Here is a 22703-nt window from a genome sequence, read left to right on the forward strand (position 1 = left end):
CTCACTTAAATGCGTAAACATAAAAGTCAAATATCAACTTCACAGCCCGCTTTAATTCAGACAGTGTGCCCCGGTTGGGTATAATGTCATCGGCAAGTTTGAGTCGTTCAGTTCGACTGATTTGTGCGGCCATCATTTTTTGTGCCAGTATTAAATCAATGTCGTCTCTTGCCTGTAAACGCCGAAGTTGCATCTGCTCAGGCACATCCACCACCAAGACCCGATGGCTGTATTCAATCTGACTGTCTTCTGATAACAACGGTATCACCACCATCACCAATAAACCCGAGGACTGTTCAATCATCGACATCAACCGTTCTTGAATTAAAGGGTGCGTAATGTCATTTAAATCAGCCAGTGCATTGCGGTCATTAAAAACCATTTTTCTGAGTTTTTGGCGATCAATCTGGCCGTTGGGATGCAAGATTTTTTGACCAAAGCGATCACTGAGCGCCTGCCAACCCGATGTGCCTTTGTGAACCACTTCGCGAGCCACCTGATCAGCATCTATGATATGACACCCCAAATCAGCAAAGTAATTGGCGGTCTGTGATTTGCCGGAAGCGATACCTCCTGTTAAAACCACCACCTTTTTATTCATACAGGCAAATACCAGTTGAGCAATGTATTTCCATAAATCAGACACAGAAAAATACCCAGCGACAAATAGGGCCCAAAAGGAATCCTGACTTCCTCTTTCTTGAGTATTTTTTGCATAATGGCAAAAACCAAACCACTGACTGAGGCCAGAATCAGAACCATAATCAACATCTCAGCCCCCAGCCACGCACCACCGGCTGCAAGTAATTTAAAATCTCCGTAGCCCATGCCTTCTTTTCCTGTCAATAATTTGAACACATGAAACAACAACCACAAACATAGGTAGCCTGCCAAAGCCCCTATGATGGCCTGTTCAGGGGTAACAAACACCTCAAATAAACTGAAAAACAGACCAAGCCATAACAAACTCAAACTCAGCTGATCCGGAATCAGAAAAGTATCTAAATCAATAAAAGCGATAACAATTAGAAAAAACACCAAAACGGATGCCGCCAAAAAAGGCCAACCGAGACCGAAATGATACGCCAGAAATCCGGTCAATATTCCGGTTAATGATTCCACTAGCGGGTAGCGAAAGGCAATCGGCTTACGGCAATAATAACAGCGTCCCCTTAAAAACAAATAACTAAAAACCGGAATGTTCTGCCAGGCGGGCAATTGCTTTTGACAGTGGGGACAATGAGAACGCTCAAAAGCGATTCCGGGCGGGGCTTTTTGCTTAAAAGGCTGTTCATTTAATTCGGCGCAATCTTTTCGCCAGCCATACTGTAAAATTGGCGGTAAACGATAAATCACCACATTCAGGAAACTACCCACCACCAGACCGGCCACCAGAGCCGATGCCATAAAAAGATAGTTATGCTCAATCAGTGCTTGCGCGATTGCATCTAACATTAAAAAACAGAAGCCATTTTAAAGATGGGCAAATACATGGCCACCACCATGACACCAACCAAACCGCCCACCAACACCATAATAATGGGTTCCAATAAACTGCTTAGGGCATCTACCGCATTGGACACTTCCTGTTCATAATAATCCGCCACTTTCGCCAGCATCTGATCCAGGTTACCGGATTCTTCACCAATGGAAGCCATTTGAATCACCATATGTGGGAACACATTGGTCTGGCTCATCGCCAGTTGTAACTGGTGACCGGTGGAGACATCTTCTTTAATTTCCAGTACCGCATCGCGAAACACCACATTTCCCACCGCACCGGAGACCGTTTGCAGACCTTCCACCAAAGGCACACCGGCGGCAAACGTGGTGGATAAAGTTCTGGAAAAACGCGCCACCGCGGCATCATATAAAATGCCGCCCACAATCGGAATCTTAAGTGCCAGGCGATCCAAAAAATGGGCAAATTTGAGCGAGCGTTTTTTAAAATAAATAAATCCGCCGATCAGACCACCGATAATCAAAACAAATTTCCACCAGTTGGCCTGCATCCAATGCGAGGCACCCACAACCATTAAGGTTAAACCGGGTAAATCAGCCCCAAAACTGGTGAACATATCCTGAAACTGGGGCACCACTTTAACCAGCAGCAAAATGGTTACACCGATGGCCACGAACAAAACCGCAGCCGGATAAAACATGGCTTTTTTAATTTTACCTTTAATTTCTTCGGTACGTTCTTTATAGGTGGCAATGGTATCGAGCAATTCATCCAAAACACCGGCTTTTTCACCGGCCGCCACCAGGTTACAGTACAATTCATCAAAATAAACCGGATGTTTGCCCAGAGACTCTGACAAGGATGAACCTGATTGAATTTCGGTTTTAACCTCACCCACTAATTTAGCCATGCGTGGATTAGACTGACCACCTTCAATGATTTCAAAGGCTTGCACCATTGGTACGCCGGATTCCATCATGGTCGCCAACTGGCGCGAAAACAAAGCAATATCTTGCGCTTTAATAGATTTGCCGCTGCCGAACAAGGATTTTCGTTTTTTGTATATCTTCTTGACTTGAATACCCTGTCGTCGCAATTCATTTTTAGCCAATGTAGTTGACTTGGCTTTTTGTTCACCTTTCAGTTTTTTACCGGTTTTATTTAATCCAACCCACTCAAAGGTCTGTAATTCATCTAATTTTTTTACTTTTGCCATGATTTTAATCCACTGTTACTCGATTGGCTTCCACCAAATCTGTGATGCCGTCTTTAACCTTCACCAAAGCCGATTTTCTTAAATTAGCCACACCATCCTTGCCCGCCTGCTCGGCGATGTCCATAGAATTTCCACCAGCAAGAATAATTTTTTTAATGTTTTCAGTCATCGGCATCACTTCATAAATACCCACCCGACCCTTATAACCCTCATTGCATTTGGGACAACCCACCGGGTCAAAAATCTGCGCACTGTCTAAATCTTCATCTGTAAAACCTGCATCTAAAAGCGTTTCACGTGGAAGTTCCGTCGGTTTTTTGCAGTTTTCGCACAATCGTCGCGCCAAGCGCTGGGCAATGACCAATGACACCGCCGACACAATATTAAACGGCGCCACACCCATATTCGATAAGCGTGCAATGGTGTCCGGCGCACTGTTGGTGTGAAGCGTTGACAACACCATGTGACCCGTTTGGGCCGCTTTAATCGCAATTTCAGCGGTTTCCAGGTCACGAATCTCACCCACCATAATCACGTCCGGGTCTTGTCGCAGGAAAGAACGCAAGGCGGCGGAAAAGGTCATGCCTTTTTTGGCATTTTGTTGCACCTGATTGATGCCGTTAACCCTAATTTCCACAGGATCCTCAGCGGTTGAAATATTGCGACCATCGGTGTTAAGAATATTTAATGCGGTGTACAGCGAAACCGTTTTACCGCTTCCGGTGGGGCCGGTGACCAGCACCATGCCGTATGGCTTAACAATGGCCTCCAAAAATAATTTTTTCTGATCTTCTTCGTAACCCAGTTTATCGATCCCCATCTGAGCCGCCGAAGCATCCAACACCCGCATCACCACTTTTTCACCAAACAAAGTTGGACAGGTGCTCAGACGAAAATCAATGGATTTGCCTTTACCTAAATTTAATTTAACCCGACCGTCTTGCGGCACCCGTTTTTCAGCAATATCCAAATGGGCCAATACTTTTAACCGCGAAGCCACCTGGTTTGAGATACTTTTCGGTGGTTTTATCATGGTGGTTAACATTCCATCAATGCGGTAACGCACACGGTAATTTTTTTCATAAGGTTCAAAGTGAATATCTGAAGCACCACGTTTAATCGCATCAAGCAATACCTTATTGATAAGTTTAACCGCCGGAGAATCTGAGCGATCACTGGGCTCATCATCATCCTCTTCTTCTATTTTGTCCTCAAACTCTAAATTATCCAGTCCTTCCTCATCAAATTCATCCATCATGGATGAGGAATCTTTCAGTAATTCATCAATACTCGGCGACAGCAAATCCTGACGCACCAAAATCGGCTCAACGGTCAGATTGGTGTGAAACCGCACCTCATCCTGTGCCCGAGAATTGGTGGGGTCAGCCAGGCCGATAAAGATTCTCTTACCGCGTAAAAACAACGGGATGACCTGATGCTTTTCAATCAGATTTTCAGAAACAATGCCTTTGGGCGCATCCGATAAGTCAAAAGATGTCAGATCAAGGTAAGGGACACCATACTCTTTGGATGCAGCGTCAGCCAGTTCTTCGGCCTGAACCAACTGGTTATCCACCAAATAAGTGAACAATGGAATTTTTTTCTTTTTGGCCGCATCATTGGCTTCCACGGCGACCTCCATGGTCAAAAGTTCCGCTTGCACCAAGCGCCTGAGCGCCCCACTAACCATGGATTTAGAAGTGGCAGTATTCATCTTTTCAAGGTGATTGTTTAATATTCATAGGCTTAATACTTTACCTGAAATTATTAATCAATGACAACTATTTAGCGCCATGTTTTAAGAAAATAAGCAAACAATTTACACTGGCCGTCATTTCAATGACACATGACGTCCTTAGAAGCGCCAGTTTAATGGCTCTTTTTCAGAAACAATGAGAACGCTTTCACATAAACAAACCAAATTCAATCTCCGGACCCGCTGTGTATCTTTTTTTACATTCAGGAAACTTCAATTTTAGCCCCAAATGTCTCCCGGTTTCCGTTAAAATATGCCGTCATTTCTAAACAATAACGCAGGATATAATTTATGAATTTCCACGAATATCAGGCAAAAGACCTCTTTGCCCAATATGACATTCCGGTGCCAAAAGGCACAGCCGTCAAATCCGCTGACGATGCTGTTGCGGTGGCCAAAGCCATGGACACCCATCAATGGATGGTTAAAGCCCAAGTTCATGCTGGTGGTCGCGGCAAAGCTGGCGGTGTTAAATTTGCCAAGTCCCTGGATGAGGTAAAACAATATGCCGGCGATATGCTGGGAATGGAAATTAAAACCTATCAAACCGGCGGCATGGCCTTGCCGGTGAATGAAGTTTTAATCACCGAAGCGGCCAATATTGAAAACGAACTGTACTTAAGTTTATTGGTTGATCGAGCCAACAAATGCCTGTCCTTTGTGGCTTCAGCTGAAGGCGGTGTGGAAATTGAGGAAGTGGCCAAAACCCATCCTGAGAAAATCCACACCTTAACTGTGGATAACACCGAAACCTTGTGGCCTTATGCCTGTCGCAAAATCGGTTTTGCCATGGGTCTGACCAAAAAACAAGTGTTTCAGCTCACCCATATCATGATGCAAATGCATAAAATGTTTCACGATCTGGATTTATCTCTTATTGAAATCAATCCTCTCATCATTGATGACAACCAGAATGTGGTGGCTCTGGATGCCAAAATCAATTCCGATGACAACGCCGAATATCGCCAAAAAGAACTGGCAAAATTACGCGACAAAAGTCAGGAAGATCCAGCTGAAGCCAAAGCCCACGAACATGAGCTGAATTACATCAAACTGGATGGCGACATTGCCTGTATGGTTAACGGTGCCGGTCTGGCCATGGCCACCATGGACGTGATTAAACTCAAAGGCGGCGAACCGGCAAACTTCCTGGATGTGGGCGGTGGTGCCACAGCCGAACGGGTCACCATTGCGTTTAAAATCATTTTATCTGACCCCAATGTAAAATCCATCCTGGTCAATATTTTTGGTGGTATCGTGCGCTGTGATTTGATTGCCGACGGCATCATTACTGCGATTAAAGAAGTGGGTGTTGAGGTTCCCATTGTGGTGCGACTGGAAGGCACCAATGTCGAAGCCGGCAAAAAACTTTTAGAAGACAGCGGACTGGCCGTCATCGCTGCCAGTGATTTAGACGACGCAGCCAACAAGGCTGTCGAAGCGGTAGGAGCATAAGCATGAGTGTATTGGTTAATAAAGACACTAAATTAATCGTTCAGGGATTCACCGGTTCTCAAGGTACATTCCACAGTCAACAAGCCATCGAATACGGCACCAACCTGGTGGGCGGGGTCACCCCCGGAAAAGGCGGCACCAAACATTTAGATCGCCCGGTGTTTAACACCGTAGCTGACGGTGTTAATGAAACCGGCGCCAATGCCTCGGTGATTTTTGTGCCACCGCCATTTGCCGCTGATGCCATTTTGGAAGCCATTGACGCCGGTATTCAGTTGATTGTGACCATCACTGAAGGTATTCCGGTATTGGATATGATGCGGGTACGTGCCGTGCTTGATCAACATCCGGATGTTTTCATGATCGGCCCCAACTGTCCCGGTGTGATTACGCCCGGAGAATGTAAAATCGGCATTATGCCCGGTCCGATTCATCAACCCGGCCGCATCGGTATTGTCTCGCGATCAGGCACGCTTACTTATGAAGCGGTTCACCAGACCACCCAGGCCGGTTTAGGCCAATCCACCTGTATCGGTATCGGCGGTGATCCCATTCAGGGCACCAACTTCATTGATTGTCTGAAGTTATTTCAGGAAGATGACCAGACCGATGGCATCATTATGGTGGGTGAAATTGGTGGATCTGCTGAGGAAGATGCCGCTGAATATATCAAAGACCATGTCAGCAAACCGGTTGTTTCTTACATTGCCGGCGTCACCGCGCCTGAAGGCAAACGTATGGGTCATGCCGGTGCCATTGTGGCCGGTGGCAAAGGCACCGCTCAAGCCAAATATGAAGCACTGGAAGCGGCCGGTGTGACCACGGTTAAATCACCCACCTTTTTGGGCGAAACCATCAAAAACCTGCTGGCTTAAAACACCGGCATCGTAAATTTGAACCCGCACACATGGTGTGCGGGTTTTTTTTTTGAAAATAACCAGGATAAATTTATTCCGTCTTAACACATTGATTTAGTGAAGTTTTAACAACTTCCATGATAAGATAATTGGGTGTTCTTAATCTTATCGGAGAATAAATGATGTCAATCAAAAAGCTACTCAATCGTTCACTTATTATTACCGTTCTATTGGCTTGTAATGGCTTACTGCAAGCTGAACAAGTGGTGATTCAAGGTGATTATGAACTGCATTACAACACGTTTCCTTCAACTTTTTTATCAAAGGAAATCGCCAACACTTATCAGATTACACGCTCTAAAAACCGCGGAATTTTAAGTATTTCAGTGATGGATAAAAGCGGCGAAGAACCCAAAGCCGTGGAAGCCGATATCACCATTGAAGCCAAAAACCTCGTGCATCAGAGCAAAGACATCAAACTGATAAAGATCAAAGAACAGGATGAAGCGATTTATTATTTGGGTACCTTTGCTTTAAACAATGAAGAGAACGTTAATTTTTCCATTGAAGCCAAACCCACGGGTTCTGATACCGTATTTCAGGTTAAATTTACCCGCGAGTTCTTCACTGATTAATTCACATAATTTAAAGACATTACTATGCGATTATTGTATCTTGGGTGTTTATTTCTAGTCGCTGCGGTGGTTGATAATGCACTGGCCGAAAATAACGACAGCCTCACGATTTATTCATCCACGGTGGGTTACAACATCAACCAAAACCAACACATTCACCCTCAACAAATACCCGGTTTTGGGGTGGTTAAACAGCACAAAATCATGGCTTTTAAAAAAGGCCGATTTGAACTGGCTTATGACGATGTGAGCGTACACATTGATCCCACCACGGTAACATTCAACACCCCGGATAATCCCGGCGCCGCCGTTATTTTAGATCAAAACTACCAGTATGATTTGGTCGGCAGTGACAGCCTGTTACAAAAATACATCGACAAAACCATTGCAGTTAGTTATGACAAAGGCGGCGAACCCAGTCGGGTTAAGGGCCAATTACTCAGCACCGAAGGTGGATTAATCTTACAAAAAGACGACGGATCACTCATCACGCTGCGTGATTGGTCTGAAATCAGCTTTCCGGAATTACCCGGTGGTTTGCTCACTAAACCCACGTTAGTCTGGCTGCTGGACTCCAAAACTGCCAAAGAGCAGTTGGTGGCCGTCAGCTACCAAACCGCCGGCATGACCTGGTGGGCGGATTATATTCTGGAATTAGACCGCAATAAAGACTGTCAATTTAACCTCAACGCATGGGTCTCAATTATTAACCAATCAGGAAAAAGTTTTCATGATTACGGGCTTAAACTGGTGGCCGGAGATGTCAATCGGGGCGGCACAACCCAAGTGGAATACCGCCAAATGCCTCAAGCCAGCTTTATGGAAAAAGACGCAGGCTTTCAGGAAGAAAGTGTGTTTGAGTACCACCAATACGCGCTGCCGCGCGCGGTTACATTGCCCCAAAATTCAACCAAGCAAATCCAACTTTTTAATCCCATCACAGATATTCAGTGCGAGCGCACATTGGTTTTTGACCCTTTCAACAATCAACATTTCAACCGTTCCAGACCCGTGACGAATGCCGATTATCTTGTCTACGTCAACCAAAAGGAAACACCGGTTGTGGCCCAGATACAGTTCAAAAACAGCGATAAAAATAAGTTGGGGATGCCCTTACCGGCCGGTCGCGTACGTGTCAATCAGTCTGATTCAGAGGGCCGTTTAACCTTTATCGGAGCTGATCAAATCGACCACACCGCCAACAAGCAAACGGTGGCATTGACTTTGGGAAATTCTTTTGATGTCAACGGCGAACGGCGCCAAACAAATTTCACCCGTGGAAAAAACCAAGCCCAGGAAAGCTTCGAAATTAAACTCACTAACGGCAAAAAAATTCCCGAACAGGTTACCGTTCGAGAACACCTGTATCGCTGGACAAATTGGTCGATTTCAGAACAAAGCCACAAACACAACAAAATTAATGCCAACAGTATTGAATTTAATGTATCAGTTCCGGCTGAAGGAGAAATAACCGTCAAATACACCGTGGTGTACAATTGGCCTGATATGAACAATTAATATTTTCAACATTTGTTGAAAACTGTGAGTGTTTTCACATTACATTGATTCAATGGCGCCTAAACTTATAAACATAAGTCATGGTGACAAGCAATTATGAACGATAACAAAGACAACAAACACACATCAAATAACGATAAAATCGTCAACTTTCAAAACCCTGAAGCCAACCTTGGGCAAATTTTACCCAAAATCCATAAAATATTTATCACCGGATTAAAACCCAGCATTCAAAAATATTATGACAAGTTGGATGACACCTTGTTTGATATGGCTGAAAAAGCCGAAACCAATGACATGCAAACCCAGTACTTTGAAGCCATGCGGACGGTGCGTAAAAAGAAAGAACTGATGGTGCGCAAATTTTCTGATAACATTCAATACGCATTTAAACAATTTAAAAAAGGTGAATTTGACTACATCAAAGACAACAGCAAAGACACCGATACGCTTAACACCGATGGCTTGTCGCTCGTAGAAGAAAAGGAGCTGGATAAAAAACTGGCGGTCACCAACCTCATTGAAAAATCCAACACCTATTTCCACAATCAGTTGTATGCCTTAGAAAAACGCTTCACCTTACTGGCCGGTGGCAGTGATTTAAAACTCAGTCAAATTCCGATTTCACCCCATGTGATAGTTCATGCTTTTTCGGCTCCACTGGATTTACTGCCGATTGAAACCAACACCCTGCTGATTATTATTAAACTGTATGAACGCAGTTTAATTGAAAATTTGGGCAAACCTTATGAAGACATAAATCAGTATTTAATTAAACAAGGTATATACCCTGATATTAAGTTTACCTTACCGGGTCAGCAAAGCAACGCACCGTATTATCGTCAACCGGAAATAACCGGCGCTCAACAGCCCATATCCCATGACAGTGGTCAACAAACCAGCCAAAACCCACAACCGCAGGGCTATCGGCAACAGGCGCCCATTGATGATCAGACCTACCAAACTATACTGTCGGCTTTAAATGAACGACACCAGGATCAGATTACACCGGTGGCTGTGTATGATGCCAATGTGGTGAATTCTGCTTTAAGCTTACTGCAATCTCAGGAGTTGCAGCAAATGAATGCCGGTGGTTCGGCCTTGAGCCCGAAACAAATTAAAGAAGTGCTGATTAAACGCATTCAGGAACTGGATGTGGATGATGGCCAACAACGCAATGTCAACAAAACCGATGAGGACACCATTGACCTCATCAGCATGTTGTTTGAGTTTTTGGTGGAGGACCGCAATTTACCGGCCCCAATTCAGGTTTTGTTGTCACGGTTGCAAATTCCCTACCTGCACATCGCTTTAAAAGACCGCCGTTTGTTTTCCAATAAAAATAATAATGCCCGCAAGCTACTGGATGTGCTGGCGAAAGCATCAATTGGTTGGACCGAGGAGAGTGACCGCAATAATGTGTTCATTAACAAAGTAGAAAGCATCGTGCAACATGTTTTAGAACACCAGCAAGACGACATTGATTTTCCCGCTTTGATTGAGTCATTTCAGGCATTTGATGCCAAGAATAAAAAGAAAACCCAGGTGATTGAAAAACGTACTTTTGAAAAAGCACTGGGTGAAGAGCGCATTTTCAGCGCCAAAGCCAAAACTGCTGAAATTCTGGAAACAAAAATGAAAAAATATCAGTTACCCAAACAGGTCACTGATTTATTGTTAACACCCTGGGCCAATGTTCTCACCCTCATCCATTTACGCCACCATGAAGAACCTGACGTGATTGAGCCCTATGTCAAGTTTGTGGATAAGCTTATTTTTGTTTCCGTAAAAGATAAGAAAAAACAGGCCACCAAAGCCCAGGTCAGCCATGTCTGTGATTTTTTGAGCAACGGTTTACGGCTGGTGGCCTTTGATGAACGCAATGTCAAACAAAAAACCGCCGACTTATACCGGTTATTGCTACAAATAAACGGTCTGGAACAGGTTAGCGACCAGGATCACGAGTTTGTTCTGCCGCAGGAAGCTTTTCGCATTAAGGAAGACCAGGATGAGCAACCTGAAATTGTGCATTTTATTGCCAACAAAAAAATCAATGACCAGGACCGTCAGGTTGAACACATTGAAGATGATTATTATCAAAAAGCCCAAGATCTTTCAGTGGGCGACTGGATTGAGTTTGTGGATGCCGATCAGGACGGTAACATCCGCGCCAAATTGTCCTGGATCAGCCCCATCAGCCATAAACGCTTATTTGTCAATGCACGGGGCATCAAAGTTACCGATAAAAGCGTGGATGAAATTGCCGATGATTTTCGAACAGGTAACGCGGTTAAGCTGGACCAGGTGCCGCTGTTTGACCGAGCCATGACCGCCATTGCCGACAAAGTAGAGAAAAAGACTTCAGACACCCCCTCTGAAGAACACAACGAATCAGCTCAATAAGCTGGCTTCAAAAGTATTTTGCATTAATGTCGCCACTGTCATCGGGCCGATACCGCCTGGAACCGGAGTAATCCACCCCGCTTTTTGACATGCCACCTTATAATCAATATCTCCCGCCAATGAACCATCTGTCATGCGGTTAATTCCTATATCAATCACAATCGCCCCCGGTTTAATCCATTCGGCGTTCACGACATTGGGATTACCCACCGCCACACACAGAATGTCTGCTTGTGCCACATGTTGTTCAAGATTTCGGGTGAAACGATGGCAACTGGTGACGGTGGCGCCGGCAAACAACATCTCCAGCAACAAGGGTCGTCCCACAATATTGGAAGCCCCCACAATCACACAATGATGTCCTTTGGGGTCAATGTGATAGTGATGTAACAAAGTAATCACACCACGGGGTGTACAAGGGCGCAAACCCGGTTGACGCAAAGCCAGATGCCCTACATTGACGGCATGAAAACCATCCACGTCTTTTTTGGGGTTTATGCGATTGGTGACTTCGGTTTCATCAATATGTTCCGGCAACGGTAATTGCACCAAAATGCCGTGCACCTGGGGATTTTCGTTTAATTCATCAATCAAATTATATAAAGCCACCGCAGATGTTTGTCGCGGCAAGTGGTAAGATTTCGACCGAATACCGGTGCGTTCACAGGCTTTTATTTTATTGTTCACATAGACCGCTGAAGCCTCGTCATTACCAACCAGCACCACCGCCAATCCGGGGGCATCAAATCCCGCATCAACCCGCTTTTTAATCTGTAATGACAAACTACTTTGCAAAGCCTTTGAGACTTTTTTGCCGTCTAAAATTTGGGCTGAATGGGACATGGCTTGATTCGGCATTAAAAGCGGCTATTTTAACATCGCCAACAGTAAATGACAGATTCAGTGATAATTTTTACCGCGTCTTGAAGGAAACGCGGGCTTGTTTTTGTTTTTATTGGCGTAGGGGTTGCGACCGGATTTAAATTGCAAAACCAAAGGGATACCTTTTAAATCAAAAGCATCGCGAAATGTGTTCTCTAAATAGCGTTTATAGGCGTCTGGCAATTTATCCACCCGTTTACCATGAATCACAATTCGCATCGGGTGATGACCACCACTGTGGGCGTATTTAAGCTGAGAACTTAATCCTTGTACCAACGGTGGCTGGTGCGCTTTGTAGGCTTCATTTAAGACATTGGTGAGCTGGTTGGCGGTTAACGGCATATTGGCACGTTCAATTAACAAAGCCACCCGCTCCATGACATGACGTAAACCTGAGCCGTGCAATGCCGAGGTATAAACCCGGGGCAACCATTGAAAAGCCTGTAACTTATGATCAAGACGGTTCTTGACCTGCTGCTTGTGGGTTTCACTTAAATGATCCCATTTGTTGATCACCAGTAAAACCGGTTTGGCATGATACACCGCCAGGCCAATCAAATGTAAATCCTGATCAGTGATGTTTTCAGTGGCATCAATCAGTAACAAACAAACCTGAGACGCCTTGATGGCATCAATGGTTTTAATAATACTGAACTTTTCAACACCTTCGCCAATTTTGGCCCGTCGCCTGACACCCGCCGTATCAATAAGGGTATATCGCGCATCATCCCATCTAAGCGGCAAATAAATGCTGTCGCGTGTGGTGCCGGGCAGATCATAGGCCAACACCCGGTTCTCACCCAGCAGTCGGTTTACCAGGGTTGATTTACCCACATTAGGACGTCCGATGACGGCTAATTTTGGCCCGAAATCCTGCCATTCGGGGCTGGGTTTGGGATGTTTTTTTAAAAAATCGGCCAGATCGTTTTGTAATTCTGTGATACCGCGTCGATGGGCTGTACTCAGGGCATATAGGGTTTCAATGCCCAGTTGATAGAATTCAGCTTTGGCCACATCCGGATCTTTACTTTCAGCTTTATTCACCAGCAACCAGATGGGTTTTTGGTAAGTCCGGACCCGATTGAGTATGTTTTCATCATCTCCCACCAGGCCTTCTTTGGCACTGACCACAAACAACAACAAATCAGCCTCTTCAACCGCTTGCATAATTTGCTCGTCCATAAGTGTTGTCAGATCACCTTCATCACCCAGCATACCACCGGTATCCACCAGCGTGGCGGTCATATCTTGTATGGTGATTTCACCATACTGTCGGTCCCGGGTTAAACCCGGCAAGTCAGCAACCAAAGCATCGCGGCGTTCGGTTAAGGTATTAAAGAGGGTTGATTTACCCACATTGGGGCGACCGATGATGGTAACAACCAGAGACATATCAATTGTTTATTCGTTGTAGCGAAGGGCCGACAAGGTACCATCTTTGTTATAGGTATAAATCACACTGCCTTCCACAACCGGTGAGCCATAAAACCCTTCTTTGCCTAATTGTTTGCGGTTTAACACTTTTCCGGTAAATGCATCAAGAATATGAACATAGCCGGCCAAATCACCTGCCACCAAATGCCCGAGATAAAACACAGGGCGGGTCAGTTCGCGGTATTTAAAATCAGTCACTGACCAACCGGGTTCACCGTTAGAACGGTCAATTTGCCGAACCACAGACGCCTGATCAGTCAGGTAAATAAAACGCCGCGATACGGTCACACCGGTACTGCTGCCGTAATCATTGCGCCACAAAAGCTGTCCTGATTCAGTGGCCACCGCCAGCGTTTTATTGGCAGCACTGCTGACATATAAGTCGGTGGCGACAACACCCATATCACCATCAATGTCCGACAAGCGATCTATTTCGGTTTTACCCTGATTATTGATGACATTTTGCTGCCATAACACATCGCCGTCATCCATGTTTAAAGCCACCACATCACCATTATCCATGCCCACATATAAACGTCCGCCTTTGGATAAGGGTGTACCTGTACCACGCAAGGTTAAATTGGGCACTTCGCTGCTAAACAGCCATTGCCGCTCACCATTGTTCACGCCGAGGCCATAAATTCGGCCGTCCATAGAACGAATAATCACACGGTTACGGTCAATCACCGGCGGACTGAGCACTTCTGAACTCACCGTTATTTGCCACAACTGCGAACCGCTGTCAGCATCCAGTGCGGTCACCTGACCATCGGGTCCGGCGACCACCACAAGGGTTTCACTGACGCCGGGTCCGGCACTGATGCTGTGGTTTACATTGGTTTGCCATTGGCTTTGTCCGTTATCAGCCTGATATCGGTAAACACCGCCATTGATATCAGCTGTAAATAAGGCATTTTTGAGCGGTGCCGGCCGCAACTGATACCCGTAAGAATCGCCTTTGGCGTTGAGTTTTTTTTGCCACAATAATTGAAACGAACCGGACATGGACAAATCAGCCAATTCTGTGGGTTTGAGCTCATCTTTTTTATTTCCGCAGGCGCTTAAAAAAATAATCAGAACGAAAGATAGCAGTCGCATGGTCACCTCACTTATTCGTCAACTTTAACGTCAGACAATTTCATTTCCAGTAAGGCCTTACCGGAATAGCCTTCACCACTTAACAAGGCCAGTTGGTATGCGTCCTGCGCTTTTTTCAGTTTGTTTTCTGCCACAAAGATATCCCCTTTTATTTCTTCAACCATGGTTTCATAGGCCTGTGACTGAACCAGAGAAAGCTGTTCTTGTGCGGATTCGTACTGGCCGTTATCCACGAACAAACGTGCCAATCGCAATCGAATCATTTCAGCCATCGGCTTACCGGGTTTGGCTTTGAGTGCTGTCTGATACTGTTCGATGGCTTGGTTAATATCACCTTTTTCCAGCCAGCGAGTAGCGAGGGTCATATGGGCTTTGATGGCATAATAGTTGACACCATATTCATCATCATAACGTTGCAACACCTCCGCCGCATCCTCAGGCGTTTGATTTTCAATCACCTGAATCAATTTCTGGTATTCTGCAGCCGCATGATTGTTTTGTGTCTGTTGTGCATTTTGCCATTTCGCATACCCCCATAAGCCGCCAATACCCAGTACAATACCGGCAAATATGGTGAACCAATTTTGACGAAGCCAATCTTTGATGATTTGTTCTTGTTCATAATCATCGTATTCTTCAAGCGCCATAGTGTCTTCCTGTTAATCGATTTTTATAAAAGCAGGACATTTTAACTGAAATGTCAACAAATTACATCCACGTAAAAGTCTGTGAATAAATTATATAGGGCAAAAAAAAAGCCGCAACCTGTGCGACTTTTTGAGTATTTGGCTCCCCGGGACGGGCTTGAACCGCCGACCTAGTGATTAACAGTCACCCGCTCTACCAACTGAGCTACCGGGGAATATTCCATCTTGCCTCAACAAGAACTGCGCATTTTACCTTGAACAAGGCAAGTGTCAAGTTTAATATTGTCATTTTTTCAGGTTCTTATTCACTGCACTGAGAAAGCCGCGTAACATATCCATTTCATGGGTTTCGATGTTCATACGGTTAAACATCATACGAAATTTCTCAGTCATGGAAACCTTGTTCTTGGCATGTAAAAAACCGATTTCTTGCATGGTTGAAAACAAATGCTGATAAAAGCTCTGCATTTTTCCGGCGTCACAGATCTCCGGTCGGGTGACTAAATCTGACGTCATTTCTGTCCTATCACCTTCATTTAGACATGCCACCCGTATTTCATAGGCTGCCAGTTGTACAGCCGCCGCTAAATTTAATGACGGGTATTGGGGATTGGCCGGATATTTGACCAAATAATGGCAGCGTTGCATTTCCTCATTGGTCAGACCATAGCGTTCTTTACCAAACAGCATGGCCACCGATTGTCCTTGCCCGGCAGCTGCTATCATCTTTTTCGCCGCTTCATGCATATCCAGCATGGGAATATTCATACCTCGACTGCGAGAACTGGTCCCAAACACCCACTGGGCATCTCCAATGGCTTCATCCAAATCCAGGCAAATCCTGGATGCACTCAACACATCATCGGCACCGGATGCCCGCGCTCTGGCCTCCGGTGAAGGGTAATTTTCAGGACTTACCAGTGATAAGCGATCAAGACCCATCACTTTAAGGGCCCGTGCAGCGGCACCGATGTTGCCCGGATGGGTGGTGCCGATCAACACTGTATTTATTCGTGTCAGTCTGTGCATGAACAGATGCCTTTTAAATAGAAGTTTGCTATCATACGCACTTGCCCATGTAACATCAATACCATGTCCCCGGAACTCAACATTGCCCATAAGGCCGCTTTGAAGGCGTCCAAATCCATTGAACAAATCATTTTTCAAAATGAATTATTGTCCGTCCAGAAAAAACTACAAAACGATTATGTGGACAAGGCGGTAGAGGTTAGTTTAAATGACTTGTTTTATACCTTAAAACGGGCCTATCCGGATGATGTTGTCCGCTCAGAAAACGGCCTGCTCAGCGACCGCCAGGATGGGATAAGAACCTGGCATATTGAGCCGCTGGCCGGCACCGCTAATTTTCTTTATGATATTCCGCACTGTGCCATTGGACTGGTTTTAACAGAGCAGGACAAATTACAACACGCCATGGTTTTTCAACCACTGACAGGTGATAGTTTCACAGCCAGTCGCGGAAAAGGCGCTTTTTTAAATAATAAACGATTACGTATCGACCAAAACAAGGAACTGGCGGCAGCCATTATTGCCACAAATCTGCCTGAGAACGATTCTTTAACAGCTGCTCACGGCTTATCGTTAAGAAATATCAACAAGCAGGTCGCAGGAAGTCGCCTGCTTGGCTGTGATATTTTAGACCTAGCCTGGGTGGCCGCAGGCCGTCTGGACGGCTTCTGGCAAGCCGATGCCGCTAAAATCACAACCATGGTGGGTCAGCTTTTTATGACAGAAGCCGGTGGTCAATGCAGTGACTTCAGCCTAAAACAAAACCCTGATAAAAACGGTCACCTACTGGCCGCCAACCTGAAATTATCCGCCCAGCTCAGTCAACAGATTAATCCAAACTTTCAACGCAGATAATTCTAACCATAACGGCACAAAAAAACCCAAGCCATAACAGCTTGGGTTTTTTATTAACCTTATGCAGAGGTCTCTTTATTTTATTGATTAAGGAATGTGATCTAAGTTACCCCCTTCTTTTGCCACCGGAATTAAATCTTCACGGCTGACTCCAAGAGCCATGGTTGCTGTTGATGCGACAAATATGGATGAATAGGTACCAACCATCACACCAACAATTAAGGCAAAGGCAAAAGAATTAATCAAATCACCACCAAAGAAATACAAGGCAAACAACACCAGCATGGTGGTTAACGATGTGACCACGGTTCTGGCCAGGGTTTGATTAATGGAGGTGTTAATAATGGTTTCAGTGTCCGCTTTTCGTCCGGACAGAAAGTTTTCCCGTATTCGGTCAAACACCACAATGGTATCATTCAGGGAATAACCAATCACCGCCAGAAGCGCTGCCAACACCGTTAAATCAAACTCAACCTGCCAGATAGCAAACACCCCGGAGACAATAATCACATCATGTACCAATGCCGCAATGGCACCCAGGGAAAATCGCCACTCAAAGCGAATGGTAACATAAATCAAAATACCGAAAATGGCGTACAACAAGGCCAGAGAACCTTTTTCCACCAGCTCATCACCCACCTGTGAGCCCACAAAATCCGCTTTGGAAATACGGGCACTGGCATCATATTCTTGTAATATATCGAGAATAACATTACTGAGTTTGGCTTCATCTGTACCGGTTTGTGGACTATCGGGTGACTCAGTGGCTGTTTCGGTGAATTCTTCAATCGGTGGCAAGGTGATTTCAATGTCCCGGCTGGAGCCAAAGTTTTTCACCACCGCATCACCATAATTGGCATCTGATAATTGCGTTCTGACATCTTCCAATTCCACCGCTTCATCAAAATGAACCACAATCACGGTGCCACCGGTAAAATCAAGGCCGAAATTAAAACCGCGAATAAAAATAGCCACAATGGCGGTGATAATTAAAATCGACGAAAACAGCATCGCAATCTTTCTTTTGCCGGTAATGTCGTAATTGGTATTTCCAAATATATTCATAATCAGATCCCTTATATGGCAATGGATTTAAGACGCTTTTGACGCCCGTAAATTAAATTAACGATGGCTCTGGACACGATAATCGCGGTAAACATGGAAGTTAGAATACCAATCGATAAAGTCACTGCAAAGCCCTTAATCGGCCCGGTACCAAAAGCAAACAACACAACCGCCGCAATAAACGTGGTGACATTGGCATCAGCAATGGTCGAAAAGGCTTTACCATAACCGGATTTGATACTGCTTTGTACCGATGATCCATCCCGTAATTCTTCTTTAATCCGTTCAAAAATAAGTACGTTGGCATCCACCGCCATACCCACGGTTAGTACAATACCGGCAATACCCGGTAAAGTTAACGTCGCCCCGAACAGAGACAAGCAGGCCACCATCAAGACCACATTAATGGTCAGGGCAATGTTGGCAATAACGCCAAACATTTTGTAATAAATCAGCATAAAGATGACCACCAGGACTAAACCAATCTGTACTGATTTAACACCTTTATCGATGTTATCCTGACCCAGTGAGGGTCCAATGGTGCGTTCTTCAACAATCTGAACCGGAGCCGCCAAAGCACCGGCGCGTAATAATAAGGCCAGCTCGGAGGCTTCTTTTTGAGAATCTAAACCGGTGGTCTGAAAGCGATTAGAAAATACGCCATTGATGCGGGCATTACTAATCACTTCTTCTTTACTTTTATACTGCATCACGCCTTCATCGTTTTTCCCCAAAGGAATGCGCTCTTTGAACACCACGGCCATATTATTACCAACATTGTTTTTGGTAAATTCCAGCATCCGTTTGGCACCGACACTGTTAATCACCACAGATACCGCTGGGGTACCGGACTGCTGATCGAAAGTGGCATTGGCGTCAACCAACTGATTACCGGTAACAATCACACGGTCTTTTAATAACACTGGCCGACCTTCGCGATCATAAAACAGTGATGAGCCAATCGGCGTACGACCCGACTGATGTGCCGCAACGGCATTATTTTCCATATCGGTGGCTCGATACTCCAAAGTCGCCGTGGCATCTAAAATATTTTTTGCCCGGGTGGTATCCTGAATACCCGGTAACTGCACCACAATACGGTCTTGACCCTGACGTTGGATAATCGGTTCTGCCACGCCAATTTCATTGACACGGGAACGCAAGGTGGTGAGGTTCTGCGTGAGTGCATTTTCTTTAATATCACGAATTGACTGCTCTGTCAGCAAAGCAACCAAACGGGGCTCATCGCCATCCGTTTCTAACTCAAAACTAAGCTCATCAAAATCTTTTTTTACACTTTTTAGCGCTTTTTCGGCAGCCACTTCATCGCGAAATTCAACGACCAGACGGTTATCCTGCCAGCGAATACCTTTTTTAGGTATTTTTTCTTTAATTAAAGTGGCGGTGATATCAGAACGTAATTGTTTCTTTTTATTATCAGCCGCCTCTTTCATATCCACTTCTAATAAGAAATGTACACCACCACGTAAATCCAAACCCAAATTCATTGCCCGACCGCCTAAGGCTGACAGCCAATCAGGCACATTGGGCTTGAGATTCATGGCCGTATCAAATCCCGGCAGTTCGTCTTTTAAGACATCCTGTGCTTTACGCTGATTGTCCAAATCATTAAATTTAACAATGGCTGAACCATTGTCTTGAAACACAGAATCAAAACCAATTTGTTTTTCTTCAAGCGTATCTTTAATGATGTCAATGGTGGCAACCTGCAGGTCGCTTTGATCTTCGGGTTTGACTTGTACAATCGGGCTTTGGCCGTAAATATTGGGCAAGGCGTATAAACTGCCCAAAGCCACGACCACCAGCACCAAAATGTATTTCCACAGTGGATATCGATTCATAAAAAATCCTTATTTAATTGATTTAATGGTGCCTTTGGGCAGCACTTTTGACACGGCGTTTCGCTGTACATGAATGTGGGTATCGGCAGCAATTTCCACCGTGATAAAATTATCATCCATCTTAACCACTGAACCCAAAGTACCGCCGTTGGTGATAATTTCATCACCCACCGCCAGATTGGATACCATTTCATTGTGCGCTTTCATGCGTTTTTGCTGCGGTCTGATCAGCATAAAATACATAATCACAAAAAACACACCAATAAAAATAAAGGAAGTCATGGGGCTGCCGGCCTGGCCACCTGATTGGGCCATGGCATCAGAAATGAAAAAATTCATAGTTAAGCTCGTCTGGTTAAACTAAAAGCGCGCTATTATAGCACCGTCAGCAACTCATATAAGCCTCGGCCGATTTTTTTTCAAGTCTCAACCATAGATTGTTTTCATTTAATAGCCAATAACGATTATTTAAAGTACCTGGACATCCTGAATTCTGAATTTTTATTGGCGACATTAAATTCACTTTTTCCGATTGATTGAGTCAACTGTTGTGCTCTAAGTCTTTTCATATTTGTTGTAAGACTCACTGATGCACAATTCATATTTAAAACACCACATGAAAAATTTGGCCCTCTATTTGCTTTTGGGCTTATTCTTTTTAAGCTGTTCCAGAATCATGCTCACCTGGTGGCAATCTGACCGACTTGCATCTTTAAGCCAATGGTGGCCAATCTTAACTGGCGGCTTACGGATAGATATCAGTCTGTTACTTCAGCTGGCAGTTATTCCACTTTTAGGCCTTTTGATGGTGCAAGTATTTAGAACCTCAGGTCGAATTTATAACCGGGTTGTGAGAAATTATTATCCGATAACACTCATAATTATGGTGTTTTTTGAATTGGCCACACCCACCTTTATCATGGAATACGATACCCGACCGGATCGTTTATTTATTGAATACCTTGTCAGCCCTAACGAAGTTTTTGGTATGTTGGTCAATGGTTATTTACTGTCAACGCTTGTGACAATGGGTTCTACCGCTTTATTCAGTTGGTTTTTATACCGTATGTTTAAACAAAACACAGAATTCAAGTCGCACACCAGCTGGTCAGGTTTGGCCTTTTTGCTGTTCTTGGTACCCGTTTTTGTGCTCGGTATTCGCTCTGGCTTACAACATCGTCCCATCAATCCGGCGATGGTGTCATTTAGTCAGGATCGGCTGGTCAACACCCTGCCACTCAATTCATTGTATCAAGTGCTTTATGATGTCTATCAAATGCGGCATGAAGCCGCAGCAGCAGGAATATATGGTGATATGCCCAGCGATGACATGCTGCACATTATTCAGAACCAAATAGACCCGGACAAATTAATCCGCAACCCACAAATCCCCAGTCTGCATAAAGCCCCAAGTCCAATTCCCCAAAATAGCAAAAACCTGATTATTGTGGTGGAAGAAAGCTTGGGTGCCCAATTTGTGGCGTCTTTAGGCGGTCGACCCGTTACCCAATATTTAGATCAGTGGGCGGAAAAAAGCTGGTGGTTTGAGCGCTTATATGCCACTGGCACACGTTCTGCGCGCGGTCTGGAGGCCATTACCACCGGCTTTTTGCCGTCACCGGCCCGTGCGGTTTTGAAATTACCCAAAGCCCAACAAGGTTTCTTTTCCATCGCTGAATTATTAAGCAACGCGGGATACAAAACTGCATTTATTTATGGTGGAGAGTCGCACTTTGATAATATGCGTGGGTTTTTCCTGGGTAATGGCTTTCAACATGTTATTGATCAAAATGACTACAATTCCTATGAATTTAAGGGTAATTGGGGTGTTTCTGACGAAGATCTTTTCAATGAAGCCTATGATTATCTTCAACAAAACCGTAATCAACCCACATTTACCTTAATATTTACCTCGAGCAATCACACCCCGTTTGAATTCCCAGACGGTAAAATTGAGCACTACGAAGAACCCAAACAAACCGTTAACAATGCCGTCCGGTATGCTGATTTTGCGGTTAATCAGTTCCTGACAAAACTACAACAAAACGGTTACTTTAAATCTTCAGTCATTATGGTGGTGGCTGACCACGATGCCCGGGCGCAAGGCGCACAATTGGTGCCAGTTTCAAACTTTCATATCCCCGGCATGATTATTTCAGACGACATCAAAGCCTTTAAAGACAACAGGCTGGTCAGCCAAATAGACCTGGCACCAACACTCATGAGTTTATTGGGTATAGATACTCCTAATCCAATGATAGGATACGATTTAACTCAAAAGCCCTTAGATATGCCCGGTCGGGCCCTCATGCAATACGGCAAGAACCAGGCCTATATGACTGATGATTTTGTGACCATTTTGCGGCCCGAGTCCCAACATGTTGGTTTTACCAATAAAAAAGATAACTTAGGTGAGCCAATGGAGCCCATCGATGTTGAAGTCCCGCTGGCCCATGCCCTGTTTGCCAGTTGGGCATACGATCAACAAGCTTATCGCTTACCGTAAGCCCAGTTAAATAGATACTGACT

Annotated in this window: 19 protein-coding genes and 1 tRNA gene; 7 read left to right on the top strand and 13 right to left on the bottom strand. The window is 44.8% G+C overall.

Annotated elements, in window-relative coordinates; translation table 11 throughout:
- Window position 1: 1 nt before the first annotated feature.
- From coaE to pilB, 4 genes are read right to left on the bottom strand one after another with little or no spacing between them, the layout of a single operon-like run.
- On the bottom strand, window positions 2-646 hold the full coding sequence (gene coaE / locus IEV16_RS00620; RefSeq protein ID WP_188363726.1) for a dephospho-CoA kinase: 645 nt from the start codon (window positions 644-646) through the stop codon (window positions 2-4).
- The gene (locus tag IEV16_RS00625; RefSeq protein WP_188363727.1) at window positions 598-1455 is read right to left on the bottom strand and encodes a prepilin peptidase; all 858 of its coding nucleotides are present in this window, start codon (window positions 1453-1455) and stop codon (window positions 598-600) included. Before IEV16_RS00625 ends, coaE begins: the two co-directional genes overlap by 49 nt.
- On the bottom strand, window positions 1455-2678 hold the full coding sequence (locus tag IEV16_RS00630; protein ID WP_188363728.1) for a type II secretion system F family protein: 1224 nt from the start codon (window positions 2676-2678) through the stop codon (window positions 1455-1457). The genes IEV16_RS00625 and IEV16_RS00630 overlap by 1 nt, the downstream gene beginning before the upstream one ends.
- Window positions 2679-2682: 4 nt before the next feature.
- The gene (gene pilB / locus IEV16_RS00635) at window positions 2683-4392 is read right to left on the bottom strand and encodes a type IV-A pilus assembly ATPase PilB (RefSeq protein ID WP_188363729.1); all 1710 of its coding nucleotides are present in this window, start codon (window positions 4390-4392) and stop codon (window positions 2683-2685) included.
- A gap of 333 nt (window positions 4393-4725) precedes the next feature.
- Between pilB and sucC the strand changes: the two genes are divergently transcribed.
- The 5 genes from sucC to IEV16_RS00660 all read left to right on the top strand — a co-directional run bounded on the left by sucC (window position 4726) and on the right by IEV16_RS00660 (window position 11302).
- Entirely contained in the window at window positions 4726-5889 is a 1164-nt protein-coding gene (gene sucC / locus IEV16_RS00640) for an ADP-forming succinate--CoA ligase subunit beta (protein WP_188363730.1), read from the top strand.
- Between the two features lie 2 nt (window positions 5890-5891).
- Window positions 5892-6764, top strand: coding sequence for a succinate--CoA ligase subunit alpha (gene sucD, locus IEV16_RS00645; RefSeq protein ID WP_188363731.1), 873 nt, complete (start codon window positions 5892-5894; stop codon window positions 6762-6764).
- A gap of 161 nt (window positions 6765-6925) precedes the next feature.
- Complete coding sequence (locus IEV16_RS00650) at window positions 6926-7381, top strand: DUF4426 domain-containing protein (protein ID WP_188363732.1); 456 nt, start codon at window positions 6926-6928, stop codon at window positions 7379-7381.
- Between the two features lie 24 nt (window positions 7382-7405).
- The gene (locus tag IEV16_RS00655) at window positions 7406-8899 is read left to right on the top strand and encodes a DUF4139 domain-containing protein (protein ID WP_188363733.1); all 1494 of its coding nucleotides are present in this window, start codon (window positions 7406-7408) and stop codon (window positions 8897-8899) included.
- A 96-nt stretch (window positions 8900-8995) separates the two neighbouring features.
- On the top strand, window positions 8996-11302 hold the full coding sequence (locus IEV16_RS00660) for a DUF1631 domain-containing protein (RefSeq protein WP_188363734.1): 2307 nt from the start codon (window positions 8996-8998) through the stop codon (window positions 11300-11302).
- Here IEV16_RS00660 and folD read toward each other — a convergent pair.
- From folD to IEV16_RS00690, 6 genes are all read right to left on the bottom strand, one after another.
- A complete protein-coding gene (folD, locus tag IEV16_RS00665) occupies window positions 11291-12160 on the bottom strand; it encodes a bifunctional methylenetetrahydrofolate dehydrogenase/methenyltetrahydrofolate cyclohydrolase FolD (RefSeq protein WP_229728196.1) in 870 nt (289 codons plus the stop codon). The two genes, IEV16_RS00660 and folD, sit on opposite strands and share 12 nt — an antisense overlap.
- A 42-nt stretch (window positions 12161-12202) precedes the next feature.
- Window positions 12203-13576 carry a ribosome biogenesis GTPase Der gene (der, locus tag IEV16_RS00670; RefSeq protein ID WP_188363735.1) on the bottom strand — a complete coding sequence of 458 codons (1374 nt, stop codon included), beginning with the start codon at window positions 13574-13576 and terminating at the stop codon, window positions 12203-12205.
- Between the two features lie 9 nt (window positions 13577-13585).
- A complete protein-coding gene (gene bamB, locus IEV16_RS00675) occupies window positions 13586-14716 on the bottom strand; it encodes an outer membrane protein assembly factor BamB (protein WP_188363736.1) in 1131 nt (376 codons plus the stop codon).
- An 11-nt stretch (window positions 14717-14727) separates the two neighbouring features.
- Window positions 14728-15363: a YfgM family protein gene (locus IEV16_RS00680; protein WP_188363737.1), complete on the bottom strand. Its 636-nt coding sequence runs from the start codon at window positions 15361-15363 to the stop codon at window positions 14728-14730.
- 139 nt (window positions 15364-15502) lie between these two features.
- Window positions 15503-15578, bottom strand: a tRNA-Asn gene (locus IEV16_RS00685).
- 70 nt (window positions 15579-15648) lie between these two features.
- Window positions 15649-16392 (bottom strand): RNA methyltransferase, encoded by a 744-nt coding sequence (locus IEV16_RS00690; RefSeq protein WP_188363738.1) that lies wholly within the window; start codon window positions 16390-16392, stop codon window positions 15649-15651.
- A 63-nt stretch (window positions 16393-16455) separates the two neighbouring features.
- Between IEV16_RS00690 and IEV16_RS00695 the strand changes: the two genes are divergently transcribed.
- Entirely contained in the window at window positions 16456-17247 is a 792-nt protein-coding gene (locus IEV16_RS00695; protein ID WP_188363739.1) for an inositol monophosphatase family protein, read from the top strand.
- Window positions 17248-17334: 87 nt separating this feature from the next.
- Here the strand turns inward: IEV16_RS00695 and secF are convergent, their stop codons facing one another.
- Genes secF through yajC form a run of 3 tightly spaced genes read right to left on the bottom strand, consistent with a single transcriptional unit; the run spans window position 17335 to window position 20513 of the window.
- Window positions 17335-18312, bottom strand: coding sequence for a protein translocase subunit SecF (gene secF / locus IEV16_RS00700; protein ID WP_188363740.1), 978 nt, complete (start codon window positions 18310-18312; stop codon window positions 17335-17337).
- 11 nt (window positions 18313-18323) lie between these two features.
- Window positions 18324-20174 carry a protein translocase subunit SecD gene (gene secD / locus IEV16_RS00705; protein WP_188363741.1) on the bottom strand — a complete coding sequence of 617 codons (1851 nt, stop codon included), beginning with the start codon at window positions 20172-20174 and terminating at the stop codon, window positions 18324-18326.
- 9 nt (window positions 20175-20183) lie between these two features.
- Window positions 20184-20513: a preprotein translocase subunit YajC gene (gene yajC / locus IEV16_RS00710; protein WP_188363742.1), complete on the bottom strand. Its 330-nt coding sequence runs from the start codon at window positions 20511-20513 to the stop codon at window positions 20184-20186.
- 277 nt (window positions 20514-20790) lie between these two features.
- Between yajC and IEV16_RS00715 the strand changes: the two genes are divergently transcribed.
- Window positions 20791-22680, top strand: coding sequence for an LTA synthase family protein (locus tag IEV16_RS00715; protein WP_229728197.1), 1890 nt, complete (start codon window positions 20791-20793; stop codon window positions 22678-22680).
- Window positions 22681-22703: the final 23 nt, after the last annotated feature.

This window comes from Marinicella pacifica, from assembly GCF_014636635.1.
Lineage (GTDB): Bacteria > Pseudomonadota > Gammaproteobacteria > Xanthomonadales > Marinicellaceae > Marinicella > Marinicella pacifica.

What these genes read in the sequence shown, in the direction of transcription:
- IEV16_RS00625 (WP_188363727.1), bottom strand. Translation starts at nt 1,455, where the DNA reads ATGTTAGATGCAATCGCGCAAGCACTGATTGAGCATAACTATCTTTTT.
- sucC (WP_188363730.1), top strand. Translation starts at nt 4,726, where the DNA reads ATGAATTTCCACGAATATCAGGCAAAAGACCTCTTTGCCCAATATGAC.
- secF (WP_188363740.1), bottom strand. Translation starts at nt 18,312, where the DNA reads ATGAATATATTTGGAAATACCAATTACGACATTACCGGCAAAAGAAAG.
- IEV16_RS00660 (WP_188363734.1), top strand. Translation starts at nt 8,996, where the DNA reads ATGAACGATAACAAAGACAACAAACACACATCAAATAACGATAAAATC.
- pilB (WP_188363729.1), bottom strand. Translation starts at nt 4,392, where the DNA reads ATGAATACTGCCACTTCTAAATCCATGGTTAGTGGGGCGCTCAGGCGC.
- IEV16_RS00655 (WP_188363733.1), top strand. Translation starts at nt 7,406, where the DNA reads ATGCGATTATTGTATCTTGGGTGTTTATTTCTAGTCGCTGCGGTGGTT.
- IEV16_RS00690 (WP_188363738.1), bottom strand. Translation starts at nt 16,392, where the DNA reads ATGCACAGACTGACACGAATAAATACAGTGTTGATCGGCACCACCCAT.
- IEV16_RS00650 (WP_188363732.1), top strand. Translation starts at nt 6,926, where the DNA reads ATGATGTCAATCAAAAAGCTACTCAATCGTTCACTTATTATTACCGTT.
- secD (WP_188363741.1), bottom strand. Translation starts at nt 20,174, where the DNA reads ATGAATCGATATCCACTGTGGAAATACATTTTGGTGCTGGTGGTCGTG.
- IEV16_RS00715 (WP_229728197.1), top strand. Translation starts at nt 20,791, where the DNA reads ATGAAAAATTTGGCCCTCTATTTGCTTTTGGGCTTATTCTTTTTAAGC.
- der (WP_188363735.1), bottom strand. Translation starts at nt 13,576, where the DNA reads ATGTCTCTGGTTGTTACCATCATCGGTCGCCCCAATGTGGGTAAATCA.
- IEV16_RS00630 (WP_188363728.1), bottom strand. Translation starts at nt 2,678, where the DNA reads ATGGCAAAAGTAAAAAAATTAGATGAATTACAGACCTTTGAGTGGGTT.
- yajC (WP_188363742.1), bottom strand. Translation starts at nt 20,513, where the DNA reads ATGAATTTTTTCATTTCTGATGCCATGGCCCAATCAGGTGGCCAGGCC.
- IEV16_RS00695 (WP_188363739.1), top strand. Translation starts at nt 16,456, where the DNA reads ATGTCCCCGGAACTCAACATTGCCCATAAGGCCGCTTTGAAGGCGTCC.
- bamB (WP_188363736.1), bottom strand. Translation starts at nt 14,716, where the DNA reads ATGCGACTGCTATCTTTCGTTCTGATTATTTTTTTAAGCGCCTGCGGA.
- IEV16_RS00680 (WP_188363737.1), bottom strand. Translation starts at nt 15,363, where the DNA reads ATGGCGCTTGAAGAATACGATGATTATGAACAAGAACAAATCATCAAA.
- folD (WP_229728196.1), bottom strand. Translation starts at nt 12,160, where the DNA reads ATGCCGAATCAAGCCATGTCCCATTCAGCCCAAATTTTAGACGGCAAA.
- sucD (WP_188363731.1), top strand. Translation starts at nt 5,892, where the DNA reads ATGAGTGTATTGGTTAATAAAGACACTAAATTAATCGTTCAGGGATTC.